The sequence below is a fragment of the Sphaerisporangium sp. NPDC051011 genome, assembly GCF_040653595.1.
In the GTDB taxonomy this organism is placed as follows: Bacteria; Actinomycetota; Actinomycetes; order Streptosporangiales; family Streptosporangiaceae; genus Sphaerisporangium.
The window spans coordinates 493,447-511,649 of record NZ_JBFAGG010000001.1; the positions used below are offsets into that span (position 1 = coordinate 493,447).

Annotated in this window: 16 protein-coding genes and 1 pseudogene; 10 read left to right on the plus strand and 7 right to left on the minus strand. The window is 71.4% G+C overall.

Going from position 1 to position 18,203, the window contains the following annotated elements; all coding sequences use genetic code 11:
* Positions 1-161 precede the first annotated feature (161 nt).
* Entirely contained in the window at positions 162-887 is a 726-nt protein-coding gene (locus AB0H21_RS02175) for a TSUP family transporter (RefSeq protein WP_358510269.1), read from the minus strand.
* Positions 888-1,066: 179 nt separating this feature from the next.
* On the opposite strand from AB0H21_RS02175, the gene AB0H21_RS02180 reads away from it, so the two are divergent.
* Together AB0H21_RS02180 and AB0H21_RS02185 are read left to right on the plus strand one after the other, a co-directional pair.
* Positions 1,067-1,522 (plus strand): sigma-70 family RNA polymerase sigma factor, encoded by a 456-nt coding sequence (locus AB0H21_RS02180; protein WP_358511354.1) that lies wholly within the window; start codon positions 1,067-1,069, stop codon positions 1,520-1,522.
* Positions 1,519-2,493 carry a hypothetical protein gene (locus AB0H21_RS02185; protein WP_358510272.1) on the plus strand — a complete coding sequence of 325 codons (975 nt, stop codon included), beginning with the start codon at positions 1,519-1,521 and terminating at the stop codon, positions 2,491-2,493. The genes AB0H21_RS02180 and AB0H21_RS02185 overlap by 4 nt, the downstream gene beginning before the upstream one ends.
* Positions 2,494-2,617: 124 nt before the next feature.
* On the opposite strand, the gene acnA is transcribed toward AB0H21_RS02185, so the two are convergent.
* Together acnA and AB0H21_RS02195 are read right to left on the minus strand one after the other, a co-directional pair.
* On the minus strand, positions 2,618-5,353 hold the full coding sequence (gene acnA / locus AB0H21_RS02190; protein ID WP_358510275.1) for an aconitate hydratase AcnA: 2,736 nt from the start codon (positions 5,351-5,353) through the stop codon (positions 2,618-2,620).
* A gap of 217 nt (positions 5,354-5,570) precedes the next feature.
* Positions 5,571-6,302 (minus strand): metal-dependent hydrolase, encoded by a 732-nt coding sequence (locus tag AB0H21_RS02195; RefSeq protein WP_358510278.1) that lies wholly within the window; start codon positions 6,300-6,302, stop codon positions 5,571-5,573.
* Between the two features lie 539 nt (positions 6,303-6,841).
* Here AB0H21_RS02195 and AB0H21_RS02200 point away from each other — a divergent pair.
* From AB0H21_RS02200 to AB0H21_RS02210, 3 genes are all read left to right on the plus strand, one after another.
* Positions 6,842-7,561 (plus strand): PadR family transcriptional regulator, encoded by a 720-nt coding sequence (locus AB0H21_RS02200; RefSeq protein WP_358510281.1) that lies wholly within the window; start codon positions 6,842-6,844, stop codon positions 7,559-7,561.
* Positions 7,562-7,567: 6 nt separating this feature from the next.
* Positions 7,568-8,137, plus strand: a complete 570-nt coding sequence (locus tag AB0H21_RS02205) for a DUF1707 domain-containing protein (protein ID WP_358510284.1) — start codon at positions 7,568-7,570, stop codon at positions 8,135-8,137.
* A 332-nt stretch (positions 8,138-8,469) separates the two neighbouring features.
* Positions 8,470-9,126 carry a DUF6879 family protein gene (locus tag AB0H21_RS02210; RefSeq protein ID WP_358510287.1) on the plus strand — a complete coding sequence of 219 codons (657 nt, stop codon included), beginning with the start codon at positions 8,470-8,472 and terminating at the stop codon, positions 9,124-9,126.
* Between the two features lie 27 nt (positions 9,127-9,153).
* Here the strand turns inward: AB0H21_RS02210 and AB0H21_RS02215 are convergent, their stop codons facing one another.
* From AB0H21_RS02215 to AB0H21_RS02225, 3 genes are all read right to left on the minus strand, one after another.
* Positions 9,154-11,670 (minus strand): polynucleotide kinase-phosphatase, encoded by a 2,517-nt coding sequence (locus AB0H21_RS02215; RefSeq protein WP_358510289.1) that lies wholly within the window; start codon positions 11,668-11,670, stop codon positions 9,154-9,156.
* 88 nt (positions 11,671-11,758) lie between these two features.
* The gene (locus tag AB0H21_RS02220; protein WP_358511356.1) at positions 11,759-13,285 is read right to left on the minus strand and encodes a 3' terminal RNA ribose 2'-O-methyltransferase Hen1; all 1,527 of its coding nucleotides are present in this window, start codon (positions 13,283-13,285) and stop codon (positions 11,759-11,761) included.
* A 107-nt stretch (positions 13,286-13,392) separates the two neighbouring features.
* A complete protein-coding gene (locus AB0H21_RS02225) occupies positions 13,393-14,313 on the minus strand; it encodes an LLM class F420-dependent oxidoreductase (protein ID WP_358510292.1) in 921 nt (306 codons plus the stop codon).
* An 86-nt stretch (positions 14,314-14,399) separates the two neighbouring features.
* Here AB0H21_RS02225 and ligD point away from each other — a divergent pair, with 86 nt between their 5' ends.
* On the plus strand, positions 14,400-15,395 hold the full coding sequence (gene ligD / locus AB0H21_RS02230) for a non-homologous end-joining DNA ligase (protein WP_358510295.1): 996 nt from the start codon (positions 14,400-14,402) through the stop codon (positions 15,393-15,395).
* 65 nt (positions 15,396-15,460) lie between these two features.
* Here the strand turns inward: ligD and AB0H21_RS02235 are convergent, their stop codons facing one another.
* Positions 15,461-15,922, minus strand: a complete 462-nt coding sequence (locus AB0H21_RS02235; RefSeq protein ID WP_358510298.1) for an Lrp/AsnC family transcriptional regulator — start codon at positions 15,920-15,922, stop codon at positions 15,461-15,463.
* A gap of 53 nt (positions 15,923-15,975) precedes the next feature.
* On the opposite strand from AB0H21_RS02235, the gene AB0H21_RS02240 reads away from it, so the two are divergent.
* The 4 genes and pseudogenes from AB0H21_RS02240 to AB0H21_RS02255 form a co-directional block, all read left to right on the plus strand.
* Positions 15,976-16,734 carry an AzlC family ABC transporter permease gene (locus AB0H21_RS02240; RefSeq protein ID WP_358510301.1) on the plus strand — a complete coding sequence of 253 codons (759 nt, stop codon included), beginning with the start codon at positions 15,976-15,978 and terminating at the stop codon, positions 16,732-16,734.
* 6 nt (positions 16,735-16,740) lie between these two features.
* Positions 16,741-17,067, plus strand: coding sequence for an AzlD domain-containing protein (locus AB0H21_RS02245; RefSeq protein WP_358510304.1), 327 nt, complete (start codon positions 16,741-16,743; stop codon positions 17,065-17,067).
* A 466-nt stretch (positions 17,068-17,533) separates the two neighbouring features.
* Positions 17,534-17,836 carry a hypothetical protein gene (locus AB0H21_RS02250; RefSeq protein WP_358510307.1) on the plus strand — a complete coding sequence of 101 codons (303 nt, stop codon included), beginning with the start codon at positions 17,534-17,536 and terminating at the stop codon, positions 17,834-17,836.
* A gap of 92 nt (positions 17,837-17,928) precedes the next feature.
* A pseudogene (locus AB0H21_RS02255) lies at positions 17,929-18,018 on the plus strand (hypothetical protein); the annotation flags it as partial.
* Positions 18,019-18,203: the final 185 nt, after the last annotated feature.

Genomic DNA, 18,203 nt, shown 5'->3' on the forward strand with positions numbered 1-18,203 from the left:
CCCGGCCGAGCTCTGACCGGGGGAAGGAACGGCTTCCACCGGGTCGCGGCTTGGCCGTTTCTTGAATGTTGTTTGCGGCAACGTATTCCGATCCGGGCCGGTGCGCCAGACCTCCGGGCGTCAAAATTTGTTGCCGCCGGTAACAATCGGGAAACGCATGCTTAACCTGCGAGGCTGCGCGTGATCAGCACGAAGGCCGAGACGGCGGCCACCACGAGGATCCCGGTCCGGATCCGCCCCCCGTCCATGAACCGCCGCAGCGGCCCCGACGCCGCGAACCCGGCGACCATGAACGGGATCAGCGCCGCACCCCAGAGGACCGACCGGAGCGGCAGCCTGCCGACGACGGCGAGGACACCGAGCGACTGCAGGGCGGCCAGGAAGAAGAACAGCGCCAGCGTCGCGCGGATCCTCGGCCCCTTCTCGTGCTGGTACACGATGCCGAGCGGCGGCCCGCCGATGCCGGTGGCGGTTCCCGTGATCCCGGAGATGAGCCCGGCGGCGGTCAGCGTGAAGCCGTTCTTGGGCACGGCCAGGGCCGAGGCCGTGACCGCCACCGCCACGAGCACCATCACGCCGACCAGGACGCCGAGCGCCCGCGTGCTGACGTAGAGGACGACGAGCCCGCCGAGCGCCGTCCCCGGCAGCCTGCCGAGCAGCGCGAACCCCAGCCCCCGCCAGTCGATCGCGCGCCATTCCGCGACCAGCGTCAGCAGCGGCAGGGTGGCGTTGACCACCTGGACGCCGCCCGGCATGACCGTGGGGTCCAGCACCGTGATGATCGGCGCGGCCAGCAAGCCCAGCCCGAACCCGACCCCTCCCTGCACCACCGCCCCGACGAATACCGCCAAACCACCCAGAAATATCAGAAGTACCTCGTGACCCATGCATAGCACCGTAGACTCCGGCGCCCCACCCATCGCAAAGGGTCATCCCTCGCGACGAGGCACCTCCCGCCCGGAAACGGCACCGGCGGCCGATTCGCCTGTGACCGATCGGCCGGTGGCGTCGTCTCCTTGGGTGTGAGACATCCATCCCCGACGCGGAGGCGGCCATCAGCGACCGGATCGAGCGGCTCTACCGGGAGCACTGGCCCCTGGTCTGCGGCTACCTCCTCCGCCGCACCCGCGACCCCCACCTCGCCCAAGACCTCGCCCAGGACACGTTCGTCAAGGCGACCCGGGCCCTGCTCGGCTGGCGCGGGGAGTCACCGGCCGCCTGGCTGCTCAGCATCGCCCGCAACGTGCTCATCGACCACGTGCGGCGAAACCGCGTCGAGCTCGCGCTGCCCGTCCCCGACGAGCCGGCCGCGGCCGGGGAGCCGATCGCGGACACCGTGGCCGTGCGCGACGTGCTCGACCGGCTCCCCGACGGGCAGCGGCGCCTCCTCGCGCTCGTCTACTTCGACGGGTTCTCCCTGGCGGAGGTGGCCGCGATGACCGGCCGGTCCACCTCGTCGATCAAGACCGCCCTGTGGCGCGCCCGCGCCGCCTTCGCCGAGATGTACGGAGCCACACGATGACCGACCCCACCGGACCGGCCCTGGAACCGGCCGGCCCCGCCACGACGGCCGAGGCCGGCCTCGACATCCCCGAGTTCGACCCCCGCAGGACCCGCAGGGCCGTGCGCCGGGGCATCATGCGGACGAGCCTCACCGTGGTCGTCACGCTCGTGCTGATCTCCCTGCTGGTCACCCTGGGCTCGGCGTGGTTCCAGCGGCGCGGCGACCGGGTGCAGCGCATGAACGACGTGCTGGGCACCGCCCTCCAGATCGCCTACCCCGCGTACGAGATCCGGCTGGACGAGACCGTCGCCTCGCCGGTGTCGCTGTCGATTCAGGTCGGCATGAGGCCGCTGCGCGCATACGGCGGCTTCTCCACGGGCGCGGGCTTCGGCGAGGTGAAGGGGGAACTGAGCCAGGACTTCTTCGGCCGGGTCCGGCGGTCGCCGCTCGGCTACTACACCGAGACCCCGCTCACCTACGCCCTCTACGACGTCAGGACGGGTAACCAACCCAAGGAGCAGATGCGGAAGGTCCTCGCCCGCCTGCCGGAGACCATGCGCGCGCTCGCCGTCGTCGAGTTCTCCGCTCCCCTCACCGACGCCGAACTCCGCGCCTTCGGCGGGCAGCACAGGGCGTGCCCCGACCTGGTGGTCTACGAGAACCGGCCGCGGTCCACGCCCATCACCTGGGGTGGCCCGCACATGTCGCCCAGCACATCACAGCTGCACAGCGGAAAGTGCTCCGACCAGACCACCCCGGAACTGGCGAACTTCCGCGCCTGGGTGGCCACGCTACGCGACCACGACGACCCAAACCTCCGAAAGCTCGGCCTGACCCTGGACAGACTCCGCGCCGCGGCGACCGAGGGGAAGGCCTATGCCTACGTCGACCAGCTCGCCGACGTCGCCACCCTGAGAAAGATCATCGAAGACCCCCGGGTCGCGACGGTCCGCGTGGCCGACCTCGCCTACGACCTGGAGCGTCCATAGGACCGCGCCGGACGGCTCCGGGGCGGGAAAGCCGGACGGCCCGGCGTGTGGGTGGGACGCCGGGCCGTCGTCGTCGGAGTTCGTGACCCCCGAGTGCGGGGCCGGAGGGCCCCGGTGACCCTGCTCAGCTCTTGGCGAGCAGGGAGCGCAGGACGTACTGCATGATGCCGCCGTGGCGGTAGTAGTCGGCCTCGCCGGGCGTGTCGATGCGGACGACGGCCTGGAACTCCTTGCCGTCGGCCGTCACCGTCACGGTCGCCGGGACGGTGCCCGCGTTCAGTTCCTCGACGCCGGTGATGTCGAACGTCTCCTCGCCCGTCAGCCCGAGCGACACCGCGCTCTGGCCCTCGGGGAACTGCAGCGGCAGCACGCCCATGCCGATGAGGTTCGAGCGGTGGATCCGCTCGTAGGACTCGGCGATGACGGCGCGGACGCCGAGCAGCGCGGTGCCCTTGGCCGCCCAGTCGCGCGAGGAGCCGGAGCCGTACTCCTTGCCCGCGAGCACGACCAGCGGGGTCCCGGCCGCCTGGTAGTTCACCGAGGCGTCGTAGATCGTGGAGACGGGGCCGCCGTCCTCGGTGAAGTCGCGGGTGAAGCCGCCCTCGGTGCCCGGCGCGATCTGGTTGCGCAGGCGGATGTTGGCGAACGTGCCGCGGATCATGACCTCGTGGTTGCCCCGGCGCGAGCCGTAGGAGTTGAAGTCCTTGAACTCGACGCCGTTCTCCCTGAGGTAGCGACCGGCGGGCGAGTCGGACTTGATGGAACCGGCCGGCGAGATGTGGTCGGTCGTCACCGAGTCGCCGAGCAGGGCGAGCACGCGCGCGCCCGCGATGTCGGTGACCGGCTCGGGCTCGCTCGGCATTCCGTCGAAGTACGGCGCCTTGCGGACGTAGGTGGAGGACGGGTCCCACTCGAAGGTGTCGCCGGTCGGGATCGGCAGCGAGCGCCAGGTCTCGTCGCCGGTGAAGACGTCCGCGTAGTCGCGCTTGAACATGTCCTCGCCGATCGAGGAGTTGACGACCGCGCTGACCTCCTCCGGGGAGGGCCAGATGTCCTTGAGGTACACCGGCTCGCCGTCGGCGCCCGTGCCGAGCGGCTCGGTGTTCAGGTCGAGGTCCATCGTGCCGGCCAGGGCGTAGGCGACGACGAGCGGCGGCGAGGCCAGGTAGTTCATCTTGACGTCGGGGTTGATCCGGCCCTCGAAGTTGCGGTTGCCGGACAGGACGGCGGTGACGGCGAGGTCGCCGGACTGGACGGCCTCGGAGATCTCCTCCGGCAGCGGGCCGGAGTTGCCGATGCAGGTGGTGCAGCCGTACCCGACGAGGTTGAAGCCCAGCTTGTCGAGGTAGGGCGTGAGGCCCGCGCGCTCGAAGTAGCCGGTGACGACCTGCGAGCCGGGGGCCAGCGAGGTCTTCACCCACGGCTTGCGGGTCAGCCCCTTGTCCACGGCGTTCCTGGCGAGCAGGGCGGCGCCGATCATGACGTAGGGGTTGGAGGTGTTGGTGCAGGACGTGATCGCGGCGATCACGACGGCGCCGTGGTCGATCTCGAAGGACGTGCCGTCGGCGAGCGTGACCGGCGTCGGGTTGTGCGGGCGCGCGCCGTCGGCGCGGAAGTTGGACGCGGGCGCGTCGGAGGCGGGGAACGACTCCTCGCCCTCCTCGTCCACGCCGTCGGCGTCCGGCACGAAGACCCGCACGTCGCGGCGCCAGGTCTCCTTGGCGGCGTCCAGCGCGATGCGGTCCTGCGGGCGCTTGGGCCCGGCGATGGACGGCACGACGGTGGACAGGTCCAGCTCGATGTACTCGGAGAAGTCCGGCTCGCGGGACGGGTCGTGCCACAGGCCCTGGGCCTTGGCGTACGCCTCGACCAGCGCGACCTGCTCGTCCGGGCGGCCGGTGAGCTTGAGGTACTTCACGGTCTCGTCGTCGATCGGGAAGATCGCGCAGGTGGAGCCGAACTCGGGGCTCATGTTGCCGATCGTGGCCCGGTTGGCCAGCGGGACGGCCGTGACGCCCTCGCCGTAGAACTCGACGAACTTGCCGACCACGCCGTGGCGGCGGAGCATCTCGGTGATGCGCAGGACCAGGTCGGTGGCGGTCGCGCCCGGCGGGAGCTCGCCGGTGAGCTTGAAGCCGACCACGCGCGGGATCAGCATGGAGATCGGCTGGCCGAGCATGGCGGCCTCGGCCTCGATGCCGCCGACGCCCCAGCCGAGCACGCCGACGCCGTTCTCCATCGTGGTGTGGGAGTCGGTGCCGACGCAGGTGTCGGGGTAGGCCTTGCCGTCGCGGGTCATCACGACCCGGGCGAGGTGCTCGATGTTGACCTGGTGGACGATGCCGGTGCCCGGCGGGACGACCTTGAACTCGTCGAAGGCGGTCTGGCCCCAGCGCAGGAACTGGTAGCGCTCGCGGTTGCGCTCGTACTCGCGCTCCACGTTGCGCTGGAAGGAGTCGGGGCCGCCGAAGAAGTCGACGATGACGGAGTGGTCGATGACCATCTCGGCGGGGGCGAGCGGGTTGATCCTCGCCGGGTCGCCGCCGAGGTCGCGCACGGCCTCGCGCATCGTGGCGAGGTCGACCACGCAGGGCACGCCGGTGAAGTCCTGCATGATCACGCGGGCCGGGGTGAACTGGATCTCCACGCTGGGGGCGGCCTTCGGGTCCCACTGGCCGAGCGCGCGGATGTGCTCGCCGGTGATGTTCGCGCCGTCCTCGGTGCGGAGCAGGTTCTCCAGGAGGATCTTCAAGCTGTACGGGAGGCGCGCCGACCCCTCGACGGCGTCCAGCCGGTAGATCTCGTAGGCCGCGTCACCGACGCGAAGTGTGTCACGGGCACCGAAGCTGTTCGCGGACACAGGGACTCGCCTCCTTGTTCCAACTCATCGCCACTGATGGTGGGTCGCACACGTAATGCCGGGTTCGCCCCATAGATCCTGCCGCACCGGCGGAGTAACCACCGCAGTTAGGTGGACCTAACCTCGCACGCGCGAAGGATGTCTCGATATCAAGATATCGGGTCATGTATCTCGACATCAAGTTAACAGTGAGTAGCCTACCGCCGCGTCGCGCGCCTCACGTGGCGACCGGTATGAGCCGGGCGGCGAACAGGCCGATCACGACCACCGACAGGACGGGCCCGAGGATCTTCACCTCGAACGCCCGGCCGGTCTTGATGCCGATCTTCCACGGCAGGAGCCATCGGTGCTGGAGCGGCCACAGCACCGGGCACCCGCGCTCGGTGAGGCAGTCCCCCACCACGTGCGCCAGGCAGCCGATCGCGACGGCTAAGCCGAGCCAGAGGTAGTCCACCCCGCGCGACTGCAACAGGATGAACGCCCCCGCGGTGATCGCGATGTTCACCAGGGCCGAGACGACGGTCTTGCCGGGGATGCCGATGCCGATGGCGCGGACGGCCAGGCCGATCATGAGGATGACGACGATGTCGCGGCCGACGGGATAACGGTCGGCGAGGAAATATGCCCCGAAACCGGCGGCGACGGCGAACGCCAGGGAATGGGTCGCGTGGCGGTGGCCGCCGCTGACCCAGTTGACCACCTTGCTGAGCACCCACGTCACCGGGCCGAAGGTCTGGGCGATCGTCGCGTGCGGATGGTCCAGGTCCGGGAGCATCGCGGCCCCGGCGCAGACGAGCGTTCCCGCGATCAGCTCGCCCGGCGACAGCACGCCCGCGACCATGGGGGCGAGGTCGGCGGCGGGACCTCCGAGCGCGGGAAGGGCGGTGAGCGCCGGCGCGAGGAGTAACCAGGCGGCGGCCCCGCTCAGCGCGTGCGTATGCCCCATCATGCGTAGATCACGTTCGGGCACCTTACGGCAAAATCCCGGCCATATCCGGGAAGCGTGCCCCCAACGGCCCGGCGTGTCGCTTGCCCCGAAGATAGGTGACCCTGACCAGCACCGGAAGGTTACTCGACAGTAGTCAGGGGCAGCGACGGGAAGAGGCCGGAAATAGACAGACGGGACCGTTCCGCTCCAAGAGCACCCCCCAGCCCTCTCAAAGCAGAACGGACCCGTCGATAGGTGGTAACGCTCGAATCTTAGGCCCTGTTCCCGGATTTTCGTGAGCTGCGTCACTATTTTTTGGCACGTTCCGCCCTGCGGTGACGGAAGGTTCGCACCCGATCACCCTGTGCGGCAAAGCGCAGGTAGAGCCTTCCGGCGGCCACCGCGCCCACCTCCCGCACGCAGGTCCCACGACGGACGACTCCCAGATATCTCAAGTATGAGGTTGTTCTAAGAACAGTATCGATATATCGTTGAGCCATCGAGAGCGGTCGACGGTCGATCGCCACGTCAGGGGGAAGACGATGACACACGCACATGCGATGAGAGGGCCCTGGCCCGACCCGCGGGAGATCAAGGGCGCGGCGATGGCCGCGTTCGGCTCCATGGCCTCCGGCTGGCACCAGGGGCACCACCACCAGCAACACGGCCCGCACGGGCCCGGCGACGAGCACGAGGGGCGGGAGCGCCGCCACCGGGGGCGCCGCGGTCCGGGCCCCTTCCCGTGGGACTTCGGGCGCGGCCCCTTCGGCGGGCCCGGGTTCCCGTTCGGACGCGGCGGGCCGTTCGGCCGGGGACCGCGCAAAGCGAAGCGCGGCGACGTCCGGGCCGCGATCCTCGCGCTGCTGAGCGAGGAGCCCCGCAACGGCTACCAGATCATCCAGGAGATCGCCGAGCGCAGCCAGGGCGGCTGGAAGCCCAGCCCGGGCGCGGTGTACCCGGCCCTGCAGCAGCTCACCGACGAGGGCCTGGTGCGCTCCGAGGAGACCGAGGGCCGTAAGACGTTCCAGCTCACCGACGCGGGCCGCGAGTACGTGACCCAGCACCCCGACGAGGTGCGCGCGCCGTGGGAGGACATGACGCCCGAGGTCGACGACACGGTCTACGAGCTTTTCGACCTGTCCCGGCAGGCCGCCTCGGCGCTCTTCCAGATAGCGCAGACTGGGAGCGAGAACCAGATCGGGCAGGCCAAGCAGATCCTGGCCCAGACCCGGCGCAAGCTCTACCAGATTCTGGCCGACGGCGACACCTCGGAGGAGTGACCCCCGATGACCTCGCGGGACGATCTGCGGATCGGTGACGCGGAGCGCGACGAGGTGATGACCGTCCTGCGCGAGCACTTCGCGCAGGGCCGTCTCACCCACGAAGAGCTGGACGAACGACTCGACACCGTCCTCGCCGCCCGCACGGCCGGCGAGCTGCGCCGGGTGACGGCCGACCTTCCCGGCCCCGCCGCGCCTCGCCGGGCGGACGGCGGGCGGCCCGGCTGGGCGCCCGCGTGGGGGCCCGCGTGGGGACCCGCCCCGCACGCCGATCCCGCGCCGTGGGGCCGCGCGGCCGGCCCTCCCTGGGGGCCTCACCCCGGCGACCTGGCCTGGCGGCACGCCATGCGTGCGGCCCGCTACGAGCGGTACCGCGCGCACCGCCGGCACGGCAGGCCGCCGATGCTCCTGTTCATCCTGGCGATCGTGGTGATCGCCTCGCTGGTCACCGGCACGCTGTGGGCGGTGTTCGGCATCCTGAAGGTGCTGTTCCTGCTGTGGCTGGTGTTCGTCGTGCTCGGCCTGGCACACCGCCGCCTCCGTCACCACCACCCCCGCGCCGGCCGCCGTTTCTGAGCCGCCGCCGGGCCCCGTAAGCCGATCCGTAAGCCGATCTTCCGGCCGGACGGGCCGCGTGCCCGTCCGGCCTTTCGCATGCGAGCCGACCTGCGCGGACGCCCCCAGAGCGGTTGCGCGCCGTAGCCGCGCGAGTGCCCGCCGTCCCGAATTGGGTCTTGACGCTCAAAGTCAGCCGATTCATGATCTGCCTTGTCTTGAAGACCGTTGTCATTTCCGGGTTTGGCTGTGAACACGCCCGGGCATGGTGGCGCCTGTTCTCCCCGTACCTCACGCCAAAGCTCCGCGGCCGGCACTCCGTGGAGCGCCGTACCGACGACGAGGAGCAGCCGATGGTCCCGATGACCCGCGTTGATCGCCGTGATCTCAAGGTGGTCGAGGTCGCCGAGGTGTTCGAGCGGGTACGCACGGCGGACGCGGCGGTCCTTCCACCGGAGGTGTACGGCCCGGAGTTCCGCGCGGCCTACGAGAGCGCCGAAGGCGTGGTCTGGAAACTGGAACGCGCCCAGCACTTCTACGAGCCCTACGAGCCGAGCTGGGTCGCCATGACGGAAGGCGACTGGGAACGTTCCCTGCGGCTCGTCGGCGAGATGCGCGCGGGGTTCCCCGCCGAGTACGACGGCTACGCCGAGTTCCGCCGCGTCCGCGTCGTCGAGTGGCCCCTCACGCCCTACATGCAGTGGGAGCTGCACGTCCTCGCGGCGCGCGCCGACGCCGGCGAGCGGTCCCGCGTGGTGCCCGCCTCGGCCGTGCGCCCGTTCGAACGTTCCCGGCCGCTGCCCGAGCTGCTGATCTTCGAGTCCGGGCTGATGTACGAGGTGCTGTACGACGGGGCGGGCGCCCACCTCGGGGGGCGGCGCATCACCGACCCCGAGGTGATCGACCCCTGCCTCGCGGCGCTGACCGCCCTGTACGACCAGGGCGAGGAACTACGGGCGTACGTCCACCGCGAGGTCGGCCCGCTGTCCGCGCCCGCCCGGACGCCCTGACCCCGCCTTCCGGCGGGCCCCGTGGGGTCAGAGCCGCGGGTCGACGGGCTCGGACTCCAGGGCGAGCACGGCGAAGACCGGCTCGTGGACGCGCCACAGCGGCTCGCCCTCGGCCAGCCGCGCCAGCGACTCCAGGCCGAGGGCGTGCTCGCGCAGCGCCATTGACCGCTTCTTGCCGAGGAAGCGCGAGCGCAGCGCGTCGATGCTCTCGGTGTAGTCCGGGCCGTAGATGATGCGCAGGTACTCGCGCCCGCGCACCTTGACCCCCGGCTGGACGCGGCCGGGGCCCGGGTGGACCGGCTTGACGACCATGCCCTCCCCGCCGGCGCCGGTGAGCGCGGTCCACCACGCGGTCGCCTCGGCCCGCGACTCCTCGGAGTCCAGGGACACGAAGACGTGCCGCGTCGGGGTGATGACGTCGGATTCCAGGCGGGCCAGCGTCTCCAGGTGCCAGGAGTGCGGCTCCAGCGCCGCCGTCGCCCGTCCCTCCACCGCGAGGATCTGGAACGGCGCCAGCCGGATGCCGTCCAGCCCCGACACCGGCCCGCAGTACCGCGCGTAGGCGTCCCGGAACAGGGTGGCGTTGGACGCGCGGCGGCGGGCGCGGGCGAGGGGGCCCTCCACGTCCAGGCCGCGCCCGGCCGCGGCCTCCAGCAGCGCCACCGCCTCGGGCAGGGACGCGCGGGCCGCCGCGCCCACCGAGGCGTACTGCTCGCGGATCAGCCCCTCGGCCTTGGCCGACCAGGGCAGCAGCTCGCAGTCCAGGACGATCCACTCAGTGCCCAGGCTCCCCCAGAGCCCGGCGTCCGAGACGGCCTCCCTCAGGCGCGCCACGAGCCCCTCCGTCAGCGCCGGATCGTCGAAGAACGGCCGCCCGGTGCGGGTGTGGACGGTCCCACAGCTGCCGTCGGCGACGCCGAAGCGCGCCGCGGCGGCCTCGGGCGTGCGCGCGAGCACGGCGATGGCCCGCGAGCCCATGTGCTTCTCCTCGCACACGACCTCGGTGACGCCGAAGGAGGCGAACTCCTCGAACGCCTCGGCCGGGTGCTCCAGGTAGCCGTCGAGCGGGGAGGTGGCGGGCGGGGCCATGGTCGGCGGCAGGTAGACCAGCCAGCGCGGGTCGACCGCGAACCTGCTCATGATCTCCAGCGCCGCGGCCGCGTTCTCCTCGCGGATCTTGACCTTCCCGCCGGTGCGCGTCTCGACGTACCGGGTGCCGTTCACGTCGCCGATGTCCAGGACGCCGGGGTCGCGCGCGGCGGACCCGGCGAGCGGGCGCGCGGGCTCGTACCAGACCTGCTCGGCGGGCACCGACACCAGCTCGCGGCTCGGGTACCGCAGCGCGGTGAGCCTGCCGCCGAACACGCACCCGGTGTCCACGCACAGCGTGTTGTTGACCCACTCCGGATCCGGGATCGGCGTGTGGCCGTAGACGACCATCGCCCGGCCCCGGTAGTCGTTGGCCCACGGGTAACGGACGGGCAGGCCGTACTCGTCGGTCTCCCCCGTCGTGTCGCCGTACAGCGCGAAGGACCGCACACGGCCCGACGCGCGGCCGTGGTAGGCCTCCTTCAGTCCCGCGTGCGCGACCACCAGCTTGCCGTCGTCGAGCTGGTAGTGGCTGATCAGCCCGTCCATGAACGTCCTGGCGGCCTCGCGGAAGTCCTCCGGCTCGGCGGCGAACTGCTCCAGCGACCGCTCCAGGCCGTGCGTGACCGACACCTTGCGCCCGTTGAGCGCGCGGACGAGCTTGTTCTCGTGGTTGCCGGACACGCACAGCGCCGTCCCGGCCGCCACCATGCCCATGACCAGGCGCAGCACGCCGGGCGAGTCGGGTCCCCGGTCGACGAGGTCGCCCACGAACACGGCCGTCCTGCCCTCGGGGTGCGCGGCCCCGACCGGACGCCCGGCGTCGTCGCGGCGCAACTCCCAGCCGAGGGCGACGAGAAGGGACTCCAGCTCGGCGCGGCAGCCGTGCACGTCGCCGATGACGTCGAACGGGCCGGTCAGCTCGCGCCGGTCGGTCCACGCCTTCTCGAAGGTGATCGTGGCGGCGTCGATCGCCTCCTCGCCCCTGAGTACGTGGACCCGGCGGAAGCCGTCCCTGGAGATCTTCGACAGCGAACGGCGCAGGTCCTTGCGCTGCCGGACGATCACGTGCGCGCCGAAGTCGCGGTCGGGGCGCAGGGCGTTGCGGGCGATCGCGACGTCCTCGGGGACGTCGAGCACGATCGCGTCCACGAGCACGTCATGGCTCTTGGCCAGCTCGACCAGCTTCTTGCGCGCCTCCCACTGGACGTTGGTCGCGTCCACGACGGTGAGCAGGCCGCGCCGCAGCCGGGTGCCGACGATGTAGTGCAGCACGTCGAAGGCGTCCGGTGTCGCGGCCTGGTCGTTCTCGTCGTCGGCGACCAGGCCCCGGCAGAAGTCCGACGAGATCACCTGGGTCGGCAGGAAGTGCTTGTGGGCGAACGTCGACTTGCCGCTGCCCGACACACCCACCAGGACCACCAGCGACAGCGCCGGCACGCCGATCTCAGTCACGGCCTCTGTCACGGACTCTGTCACGGCCTCTGCCACGGACTCTGTCACGGCCTCTGTCGCGGACTCGGTCACGGACTTACTCACGGCCTCAGTCACGGCTGAACACCCCCATCTGGGTCGGCGGGCCCACCTGGGGGTCCTCCTCGCCGACCGGCCGGTACTCCACGCGGTATCCGTACTCCCCGCCGACCCGCTCCGCCCAGGCGGCGAACTCGGCGCGGGTCCACTCGAAGCGGTGGTCGGGGTGGCGCATGCCGTCGAGGAACTCGTACCGGACGTTGTACTCGCTGTTCGGCGTCGTCACGATCACCACGCCGGGGCGGGCCGTGCCGAACACGACCCGTTCGAGGGCCGGCAGGCGCGGCGGGTCGACGTGCTCGACGACCTCCATCAGCACGGCGGCGTCGTACCCGGAGAAGCGGTCGTCGGTGTAGGTCAGGGCACCCTGGAACAGGGTCAGGCGCTCGCGGCGGGCGTCGGGCATGCGGTCGAGCTTGAGGCGGCGCGCGGCCAGGGCCAGCGCCCGCGCCGAGACGTCCACTCCGGTGACCTTGGTGTAGGCGGGGTTCTTCAGCAGCTCGCCGACCAGCCGGCCGGACCCGCATCCGAGGTCGATCACCGAGCGCGCATGCGTCTCGGCCAGCACGGCGAGCACGGCCTCGCCGCGCAGGTGATTGAGCGGCCGCTTGGCAGCGTCCCCGGCGTCCCCGGCGTTCTCCCCTGCGTCCCCGACGTCCCCGCCTTCCTGGGTGCCCTCGGCGGTCTCGACGTCCTCGGCGGTCTCGGTGCCGGCCTCGCCCGGTTCGGGAAGGCCCCGCGCGGACGGCTCGGCGGGCTCCTCCTCGACGGGCGGCTCCAGGTCCTCCTCGACGTCGTCGCCCAGCTCGGCCAGGCGGGCGAACGCGGCGCCGGTCAGCGCCCTGCGACGGCCGAGGTAGCGGCGGGTGATGCGCCCGCGCTCGGGATGGGACGCCAGCCAACCCTCCCCCGCGCGGATCAGCTTGTCGACCTCGTCGGGCGCGATCCAGTAGTGCTTGGCGTCGTCCAGCACCGGCAGCAGGACGTACAGGTGGTTCAGCGCGTCGGCCAGCCGCACCGACCCGGTCAGCGCCAGGCGCACGTACCGGGAATCGCCCCAGGCCGGGAACTCCTCGTCCAGGGGGATGGGGGCCGCCTCGACGTTCCAGCCGAGCGGCTCGAACAGCAGGCGCGCCAGGTCGGCGCCGCCCCGGCAGGGCAGCGCGGGGATCGCGATCGACAGGTCGATCGGGCCGGCCGCGAGCTCGGGCCTGGCCTTGCAGATGCCGGCGCGGGCGGTCCTGAAGACGTCCGCGAGCGCGACGGCGAGCATGGACGACGCGGCGTAGGGCCGGTCGTTGACGTATTGCCCGAGGCTGAAGTCGGGCGGCGCCGAGGACGTCCGCGAGCGCACCAGCCGCACCGCGTCGACCTCGATCATGAGCGCGGCCGTACAGAGCTCGGCGGTCGCCTCTGGGTAGAAGACCCGGGCGACGCCGAAGGACTGGGCGAACTCCTGGACCCGGTCGGGGTGTTTGTGCAGCAGGAAACCGAGATCGGTGGCCGGCCGCGTGGTCGTCGAGATGGCGAGCAGCACGCTGCCCGATTGTTCCCTATCGACGATCACAGCGGCCACCGGATTCGGCGATCACACCGGCCACCCGATTCGGCGAGCCCCCTCGCCCGGCCCCCGGCCGGTGGACCTCAGACGTGCGGGAGGATCTCGGCGGCGATCAGCTCCAGGTGGTCGAGGTCGGACAGGTCGAGGACCTGCAGGTAGAGCCGCTCGGCCCCGGCCTTGGCGAACTCGCCGATCTTGTCGAGCACCTCCTGCGGCGTGCCGGCGAGGCCGTTGTGCCGCAGCTCCGGCACCTCGCGGCCGATCGCGGCGGCGCGGCGGGCCAGCTCGGCCTCGTCGGCGCCGACGCAGACGACCTGCGCGGCCGAGTACACGATCGGCCCGCGCCCGGCCGCCTCGCACGCCTGGCGGACCCGGGCGAAGGCGGCGGCGGTGTCGTCCAGGACGTTGAACGGCACGTTGTACTCGTCGGCGAACTTCGCGGCGATGCGCGGGGTCCGCTTGGCGCCGGTGCCGCCGATGATCACCGGGGGCCGCGGGTGCTGCGCGGGCTTGGGCAGGGCCGGGGAGTCGGCGAGCCGGTAGTAGGCCCCTTCGAAGGAGAAGGTCTCGCCCGGCGGGGTCGTCCACAGGCCGGTGATGACCTCAAGCTGCTCCTCGAAGCGGGCGAACCGCTCGCCGAGCGGCGGGAAGGGGATCCCGTACGCCTTGTGCTCGGCGTCGAACCAGCCGGTGCCGAAGCCGAACTCGACCCGCCCGCCGCTCATCTGGTCCACCTGCGCGACGCTGATCGCGAGCGGGCCGGGCAGGCGGAAGGTGGCGGCCGAGACGAGCGTGCCGAGGCGGATCGTCCGCGTCTCGCGGGCGAGCGCGCCGAGCGTCACCCAGGAGTCGGTCGGCCCCGGGCCGGGGTCGCCGCCCATGTTGAGGTAGTGGTCGGAGCGGAAGAAGGCGTCGAACCCGAGACGCTCGGCGGCCTGGACCACGCGGAGCTGGTCCTCGTAGGTGGCGCCCTGCTGGGGTTCGGTGAAGATCCTCAATCTCATGGGGCCATTATCTCGACATCGCCGGACACGACTCGGGGGTGGCGTAGGGGTTCGTACGGACCGGCATGACGGGTAAGAAAACGCCCATGGGGGGACTTCCTGCCTATACCCCGATGCTCGCCCAGGTCGGCCCGCTGCCCGCGCCCGACGTGGACGAGGCGTGGGGCCACGAGATGAAGTGGGACGGCGTGCGCGCCCTGGCGTACGTCCAGGACGGGGCGCTCACCCTCGTCTCGCGCAACGGCAACGACGTCACCACCGCCTACCCCGAGCTCTACGCGCTGGCGGGCGCGGTGGGCGGGCGGGACGTCGTGCTGGACGGGGAGATCGTCGCCTTCGACGAGGCCGGGCGGCCGAGCTTCTCGGCGTTGCAGCCCCGGATGCACCAGCGCGACCCGGCGCGGGTCCGCCACCTGGTGCGGGCGGTCCCGGTGACCTACATGCTGTTCGACGTCCTGCACGTCGGCGACGAGCCCGTGATCGCCCTGCCGTACGTCGAGCGCCGGGCGCTGCTGGAGGACATCGTGACGCCGGGCGCGCGCTGGCAGGTGCCCGCCTGGTTCCGCGACGACGGCGCGCACGCGCTGAGCCTGAGCAGGCGGCTCGGCATGGAGGGCGTCGTCTCCAAGCGGCTGCTCTCTCCGTACCGGCCTGGACGGCGGTCGCCGGAGTGGACCAAGGTGAAGAACTTCCGCGCGCAGGAGGTCGTCATCGGCGGCTGGACCCCCGGCAAGGGCCGCCGCTCCACCACCATCGGATCGCTGCTGCTCGGCGTCAACGAGTGCGACCGGCTGGTGTACGCGGGGAACGTCGGCACCGGGTTCACCGAGGAGGCCCTGCGCGAGCTGCTGGCGATCCTCGCCCCGCTCGCCCGGGACACCTCCCCCTTCGCGGACGAGGTGCCCCGCGAGCAGGCCAGGGACGCGCGCTGGGTGGAGCCGGTGCTGGTGGGAGAGGTGCAGTACGCCGAGTGGACGCCCGACCGCCGCCTGCGCCACCCGTCCTGGCGCGGGCTGCGCGACGACAAGGCGCCCGGACGGGTCATCCGCGAGGACCCCGGCCCGCCGCAGCTCGCGGGGTGACCCCTCGCCGGCCGCCCGGGCTGGAGGATCAGCCCCCGCGTTGGCCGGCCGAGCGTGCGGCCTGATCACTCCTTGATGTGTTTCATGGTGAGATGGGAGTCGACCCGGGAGACCGCGGGCAGCGGCAGGATCTGCCGGCTGAGGAACTCCTCGTAGGCGATCGGGTCGGCGACCGCCACCCGGATGTAGTAGTCCGGGCGGCCGAACATGCGCCGGAACTCCACGACCTCCTCCAGCGCCGCGACCCGGGATTCGAAGTCCTCCACGGTCTGCAGGTCGTTGACCGCGATCTCCACCGAGATGACCACTTCCATGGGACGGCCCAGGGCCGCCGGGGAGATCTGCGCTCGGTACCCGGCGATCACGCCGGCGTCCTCCAGGCGCTTGACCCGGCGCAGGCACGGTGGGGGTGTCAGCCCCACCCGGCCGGCCAGCTCCACGTTCGACAACCGACCGTCCCGAGCCAAGTGAAATAGTATTTCACGGTCAATGGGATCAAGCCTAACAATATTACTCATACGCGTCATTCTAGGCAGTTCTTGAAACCATATTATGCGCTGTACGCACTAAAATTGCGCCCATGGCGGCAATACGAACGAGGGACGGGTCGCGGGACTTCGCGGCGGCGGCGGCCGACACCGCCTCGGTGGGGCTCAGCCTGTTCCCCCTCGGGATCAGCTTCGGCGTCCTGGTGGTGCACACCGGGCTGAGCTGGTGGTGGGCCACGGTGTTCACCGCCGTGATCTACGCCGGGTCGCTGGAGTTCCTGCTGCTCGGCTTGGTCGCCTCGGTGACACCGCTGGGGCAGATCGCGGTTACGGCACTGCTGGTGAACCTCCGGCACGTCTTCTACGCCCTGTCCTTCCCGCTGTCGCAGGTCCGGCCGCTCGGCCGCGTCTACGCCACCTTCGCGCTCACCGACGAGGCCTACGCCCTGACCAGCGGCGAACACGCCCGATCCTGGAGCGGCGCCCGCATTCTGTGGATGCAGGTGCTGTGCCAGGGCTACTGGGTCGCAGGAGCCACGCTCGGCGCGCTCGCCGGCTCCCTGATCCCGCTCACCCTGCACGGCCTGGACTTCGCCCTGACCGCCCTGTTCGTGGTCCTGAGCATCGACGCCTGGCACGCCCGGCGGGACCTGCCCGCTCCCCTGCTGGCCGCGGCGAGCTTCGCCGTCGCCGCGCTCCTGACTCCCGGGCAGGTGCTACCGGCCGCGATGGCCCTGTTCACCGCAGGGCTGCTGATCCGCTACGCCATGGGCCGCCACACCGCCTCCCGCGCACCCGACGATCGCGCCCGACCTGTGCCCGCCGCGGCCACCCCAGCCGGGGAAAGGTGAGAAACCGTGCCCAGCCCGCTCTACCTGGCCGCTGCCGTGACCGTCAGCGCCGCCGTCACCTGGGGTCTACGCGCCCTGCCCTTCGCCGCCTTGACTCCGCTGCGCCGCTCGGCCGTCCTGGGCTATCTCGCCCTGCAGATGCCCACCGGCATCATGATGATCCTCGCTCTGTACACCCTGCGCGAGGTCCGCCCCACCTGGTCGGCCGCCGTGCCCGCCGCGGTGGCCCTGGCCACCGCGATCGGCCTGCACCTGAGAACCCGCAACGCCGTGATCAGCGTCCTGGGCGCGACCACCGTGCACGTGGTTCTGTCGACCCTCTGGCAGACCTGACACCCCATAGCGCGACCTGGAAGATCGTGGCCCGGACTTGATCTGGTAGATCCACGGCTGGTCATCCGGCGACGGTAGGAGGAGCCCGACGTCGGGGCCGCCGATGCCAGTCGACGGCCGCCGGTCGCGCGGGGGCAGCGTGACCACCTCGACGAGGTCCCCCAGGTCGACGTACGCCGCGACCTCCGCCACCGACCGGCAGTAGGCCACCAGACACCCGTACTGGCTCACGCGCAAGCAGCGACCGCCCGTTCAGTCGCACGGCCTCGACCTCGTGCCCGGCGGCTCCCACCCATCGCGACATGGGCGAAGGATACGAACCCGCAGGTCAAGCGGCGGCAAACCCGGCCGGGCCTCCCCCGTGGACAGGGTCTTGACGAGCCCCCGCCTGCGGGTATGTTTCGCTTAGGAAACTTTCCTAAGAGAAAATGCTCGTCACCTCTGAGAACCACAGGAGGAAGCACACGTGAAATCCAGGAAGTGGGCGGCCGCCCTCGGCGGCGCCGCGCTGCTCGCCGTCGCCCTGCCGGGCGGCACCGCCTACGCGATCCCGAGCACCTGCAGCACCTGGGTGTCGAGCGGCGGCTACGTCAACAGCCTCTGCGAGAGCGGCACCGGCGAGCACCAGGTCTACCTGGTCGCCCGCCACGTGAACCCCCAGGTCGGCGTCCTCACCAACGAGGGCCCCTGGGTCCCGGTCGGCTCGATCTCGACGGCCCGCATCCCCGCCACCGGAACGCTCCAGAGCTACGGGGTCCGCCTGCGCTGAACCCCGCCGGCACCGGGACGGGGACCACATCGCGCCCATGACCGGCAGCGCGACCGTCCCGCCGTAACGGGTCATCGATAACACGCCGGACGTTGGTTGCCCCAGGTCGCTCTGGGGCAACCCCCCCGATCGGGCGGCTCAGCACGGCCGAGCTGGAGCAGCGGCTGGAACTGGCGCTCACCGCCATCTCCTCCGGCGAGCTGGAGCCGGTCGTGGCCGACCTACCGGACCTGCCGGACCAGCCCGACGACGTGGTCCGGCTCGGCTCGACGGGCGGCCACATCAAGCGGGCGGGCGACTGGCCGGTCCCGCGCCTGCTGCTCGTCGAGTCGGAGTACGGCAGGGCGCGGCCCGACCTGTCCCGGGC

What these genes read in the sequence shown, in the direction of transcription:
- AB0H21_RS02175 (WP_358510269.1), bottom strand. Translation starts at nt 887, where the DNA reads ATGGGTCACGAGGTACTTCTGATATTTCTGGGTGGTTTGGCGGTATTC.
- AB0H21_RS02185 (WP_358510272.1), top strand. Translation starts at nt 1,519, where the DNA reads ATGACCGACCCCACCGGACCGGCCCTGGAACCGGCCGGCCCCGCCACG.
- AB0H21_RS02195 (WP_358510278.1), bottom strand. Translation starts at nt 6,302, where the DNA reads ATGATGGGGCATACGCACGCGCTGAGCGGGGCCGCCGCCTGGTTACTC.
- AB0H21_RS02200 (WP_358510281.1), top strand. Translation starts at nt 6,842, where the DNA reads ATGAGAGGGCCCTGGCCCGACCCGCGGGAGATCAAGGGCGCGGCGATG.
- AB0H21_RS02205 (WP_358510284.1), top strand. Translation starts at nt 7,568, where the DNA reads ATGACCTCGCGGGACGATCTGCGGATCGGTGACGCGGAGCGCGACGAG.
- AB0H21_RS02210 (WP_358510287.1), top strand. Translation starts at nt 8,470, where the DNA reads ATGGTCCCGATGACCCGCGTTGATCGCCGTGATCTCAAGGTGGTCGAG.
- AB0H21_RS02225 (WP_358510292.1), bottom strand. Translation starts at nt 14,313, where the DNA reads ATGAGATTGAGGATCTTCACCGAACCCCAGCAGGGCGCCACCTACGAG.
- ligD (WP_358510295.1), top strand. Translation starts at nt 14,400, where the DNA reads ATGGGGGGACTTCCTGCCTATACCCCGATGCTCGCCCAGGTCGGCCCG.
- AB0H21_RS02235 (WP_358510298.1), bottom strand. Translation starts at nt 15,922, where the DNA reads ATGACGCGTATGAGTAATATTGTTAGGCTTGATCCCATTGACCGTGAA.
- AB0H21_RS02240 (WP_358510301.1), top strand. Translation starts at nt 15,976, where the DNA reads ATGGCGGCAATACGAACGAGGGACGGGTCGCGGGACTTCGCGGCGGCG.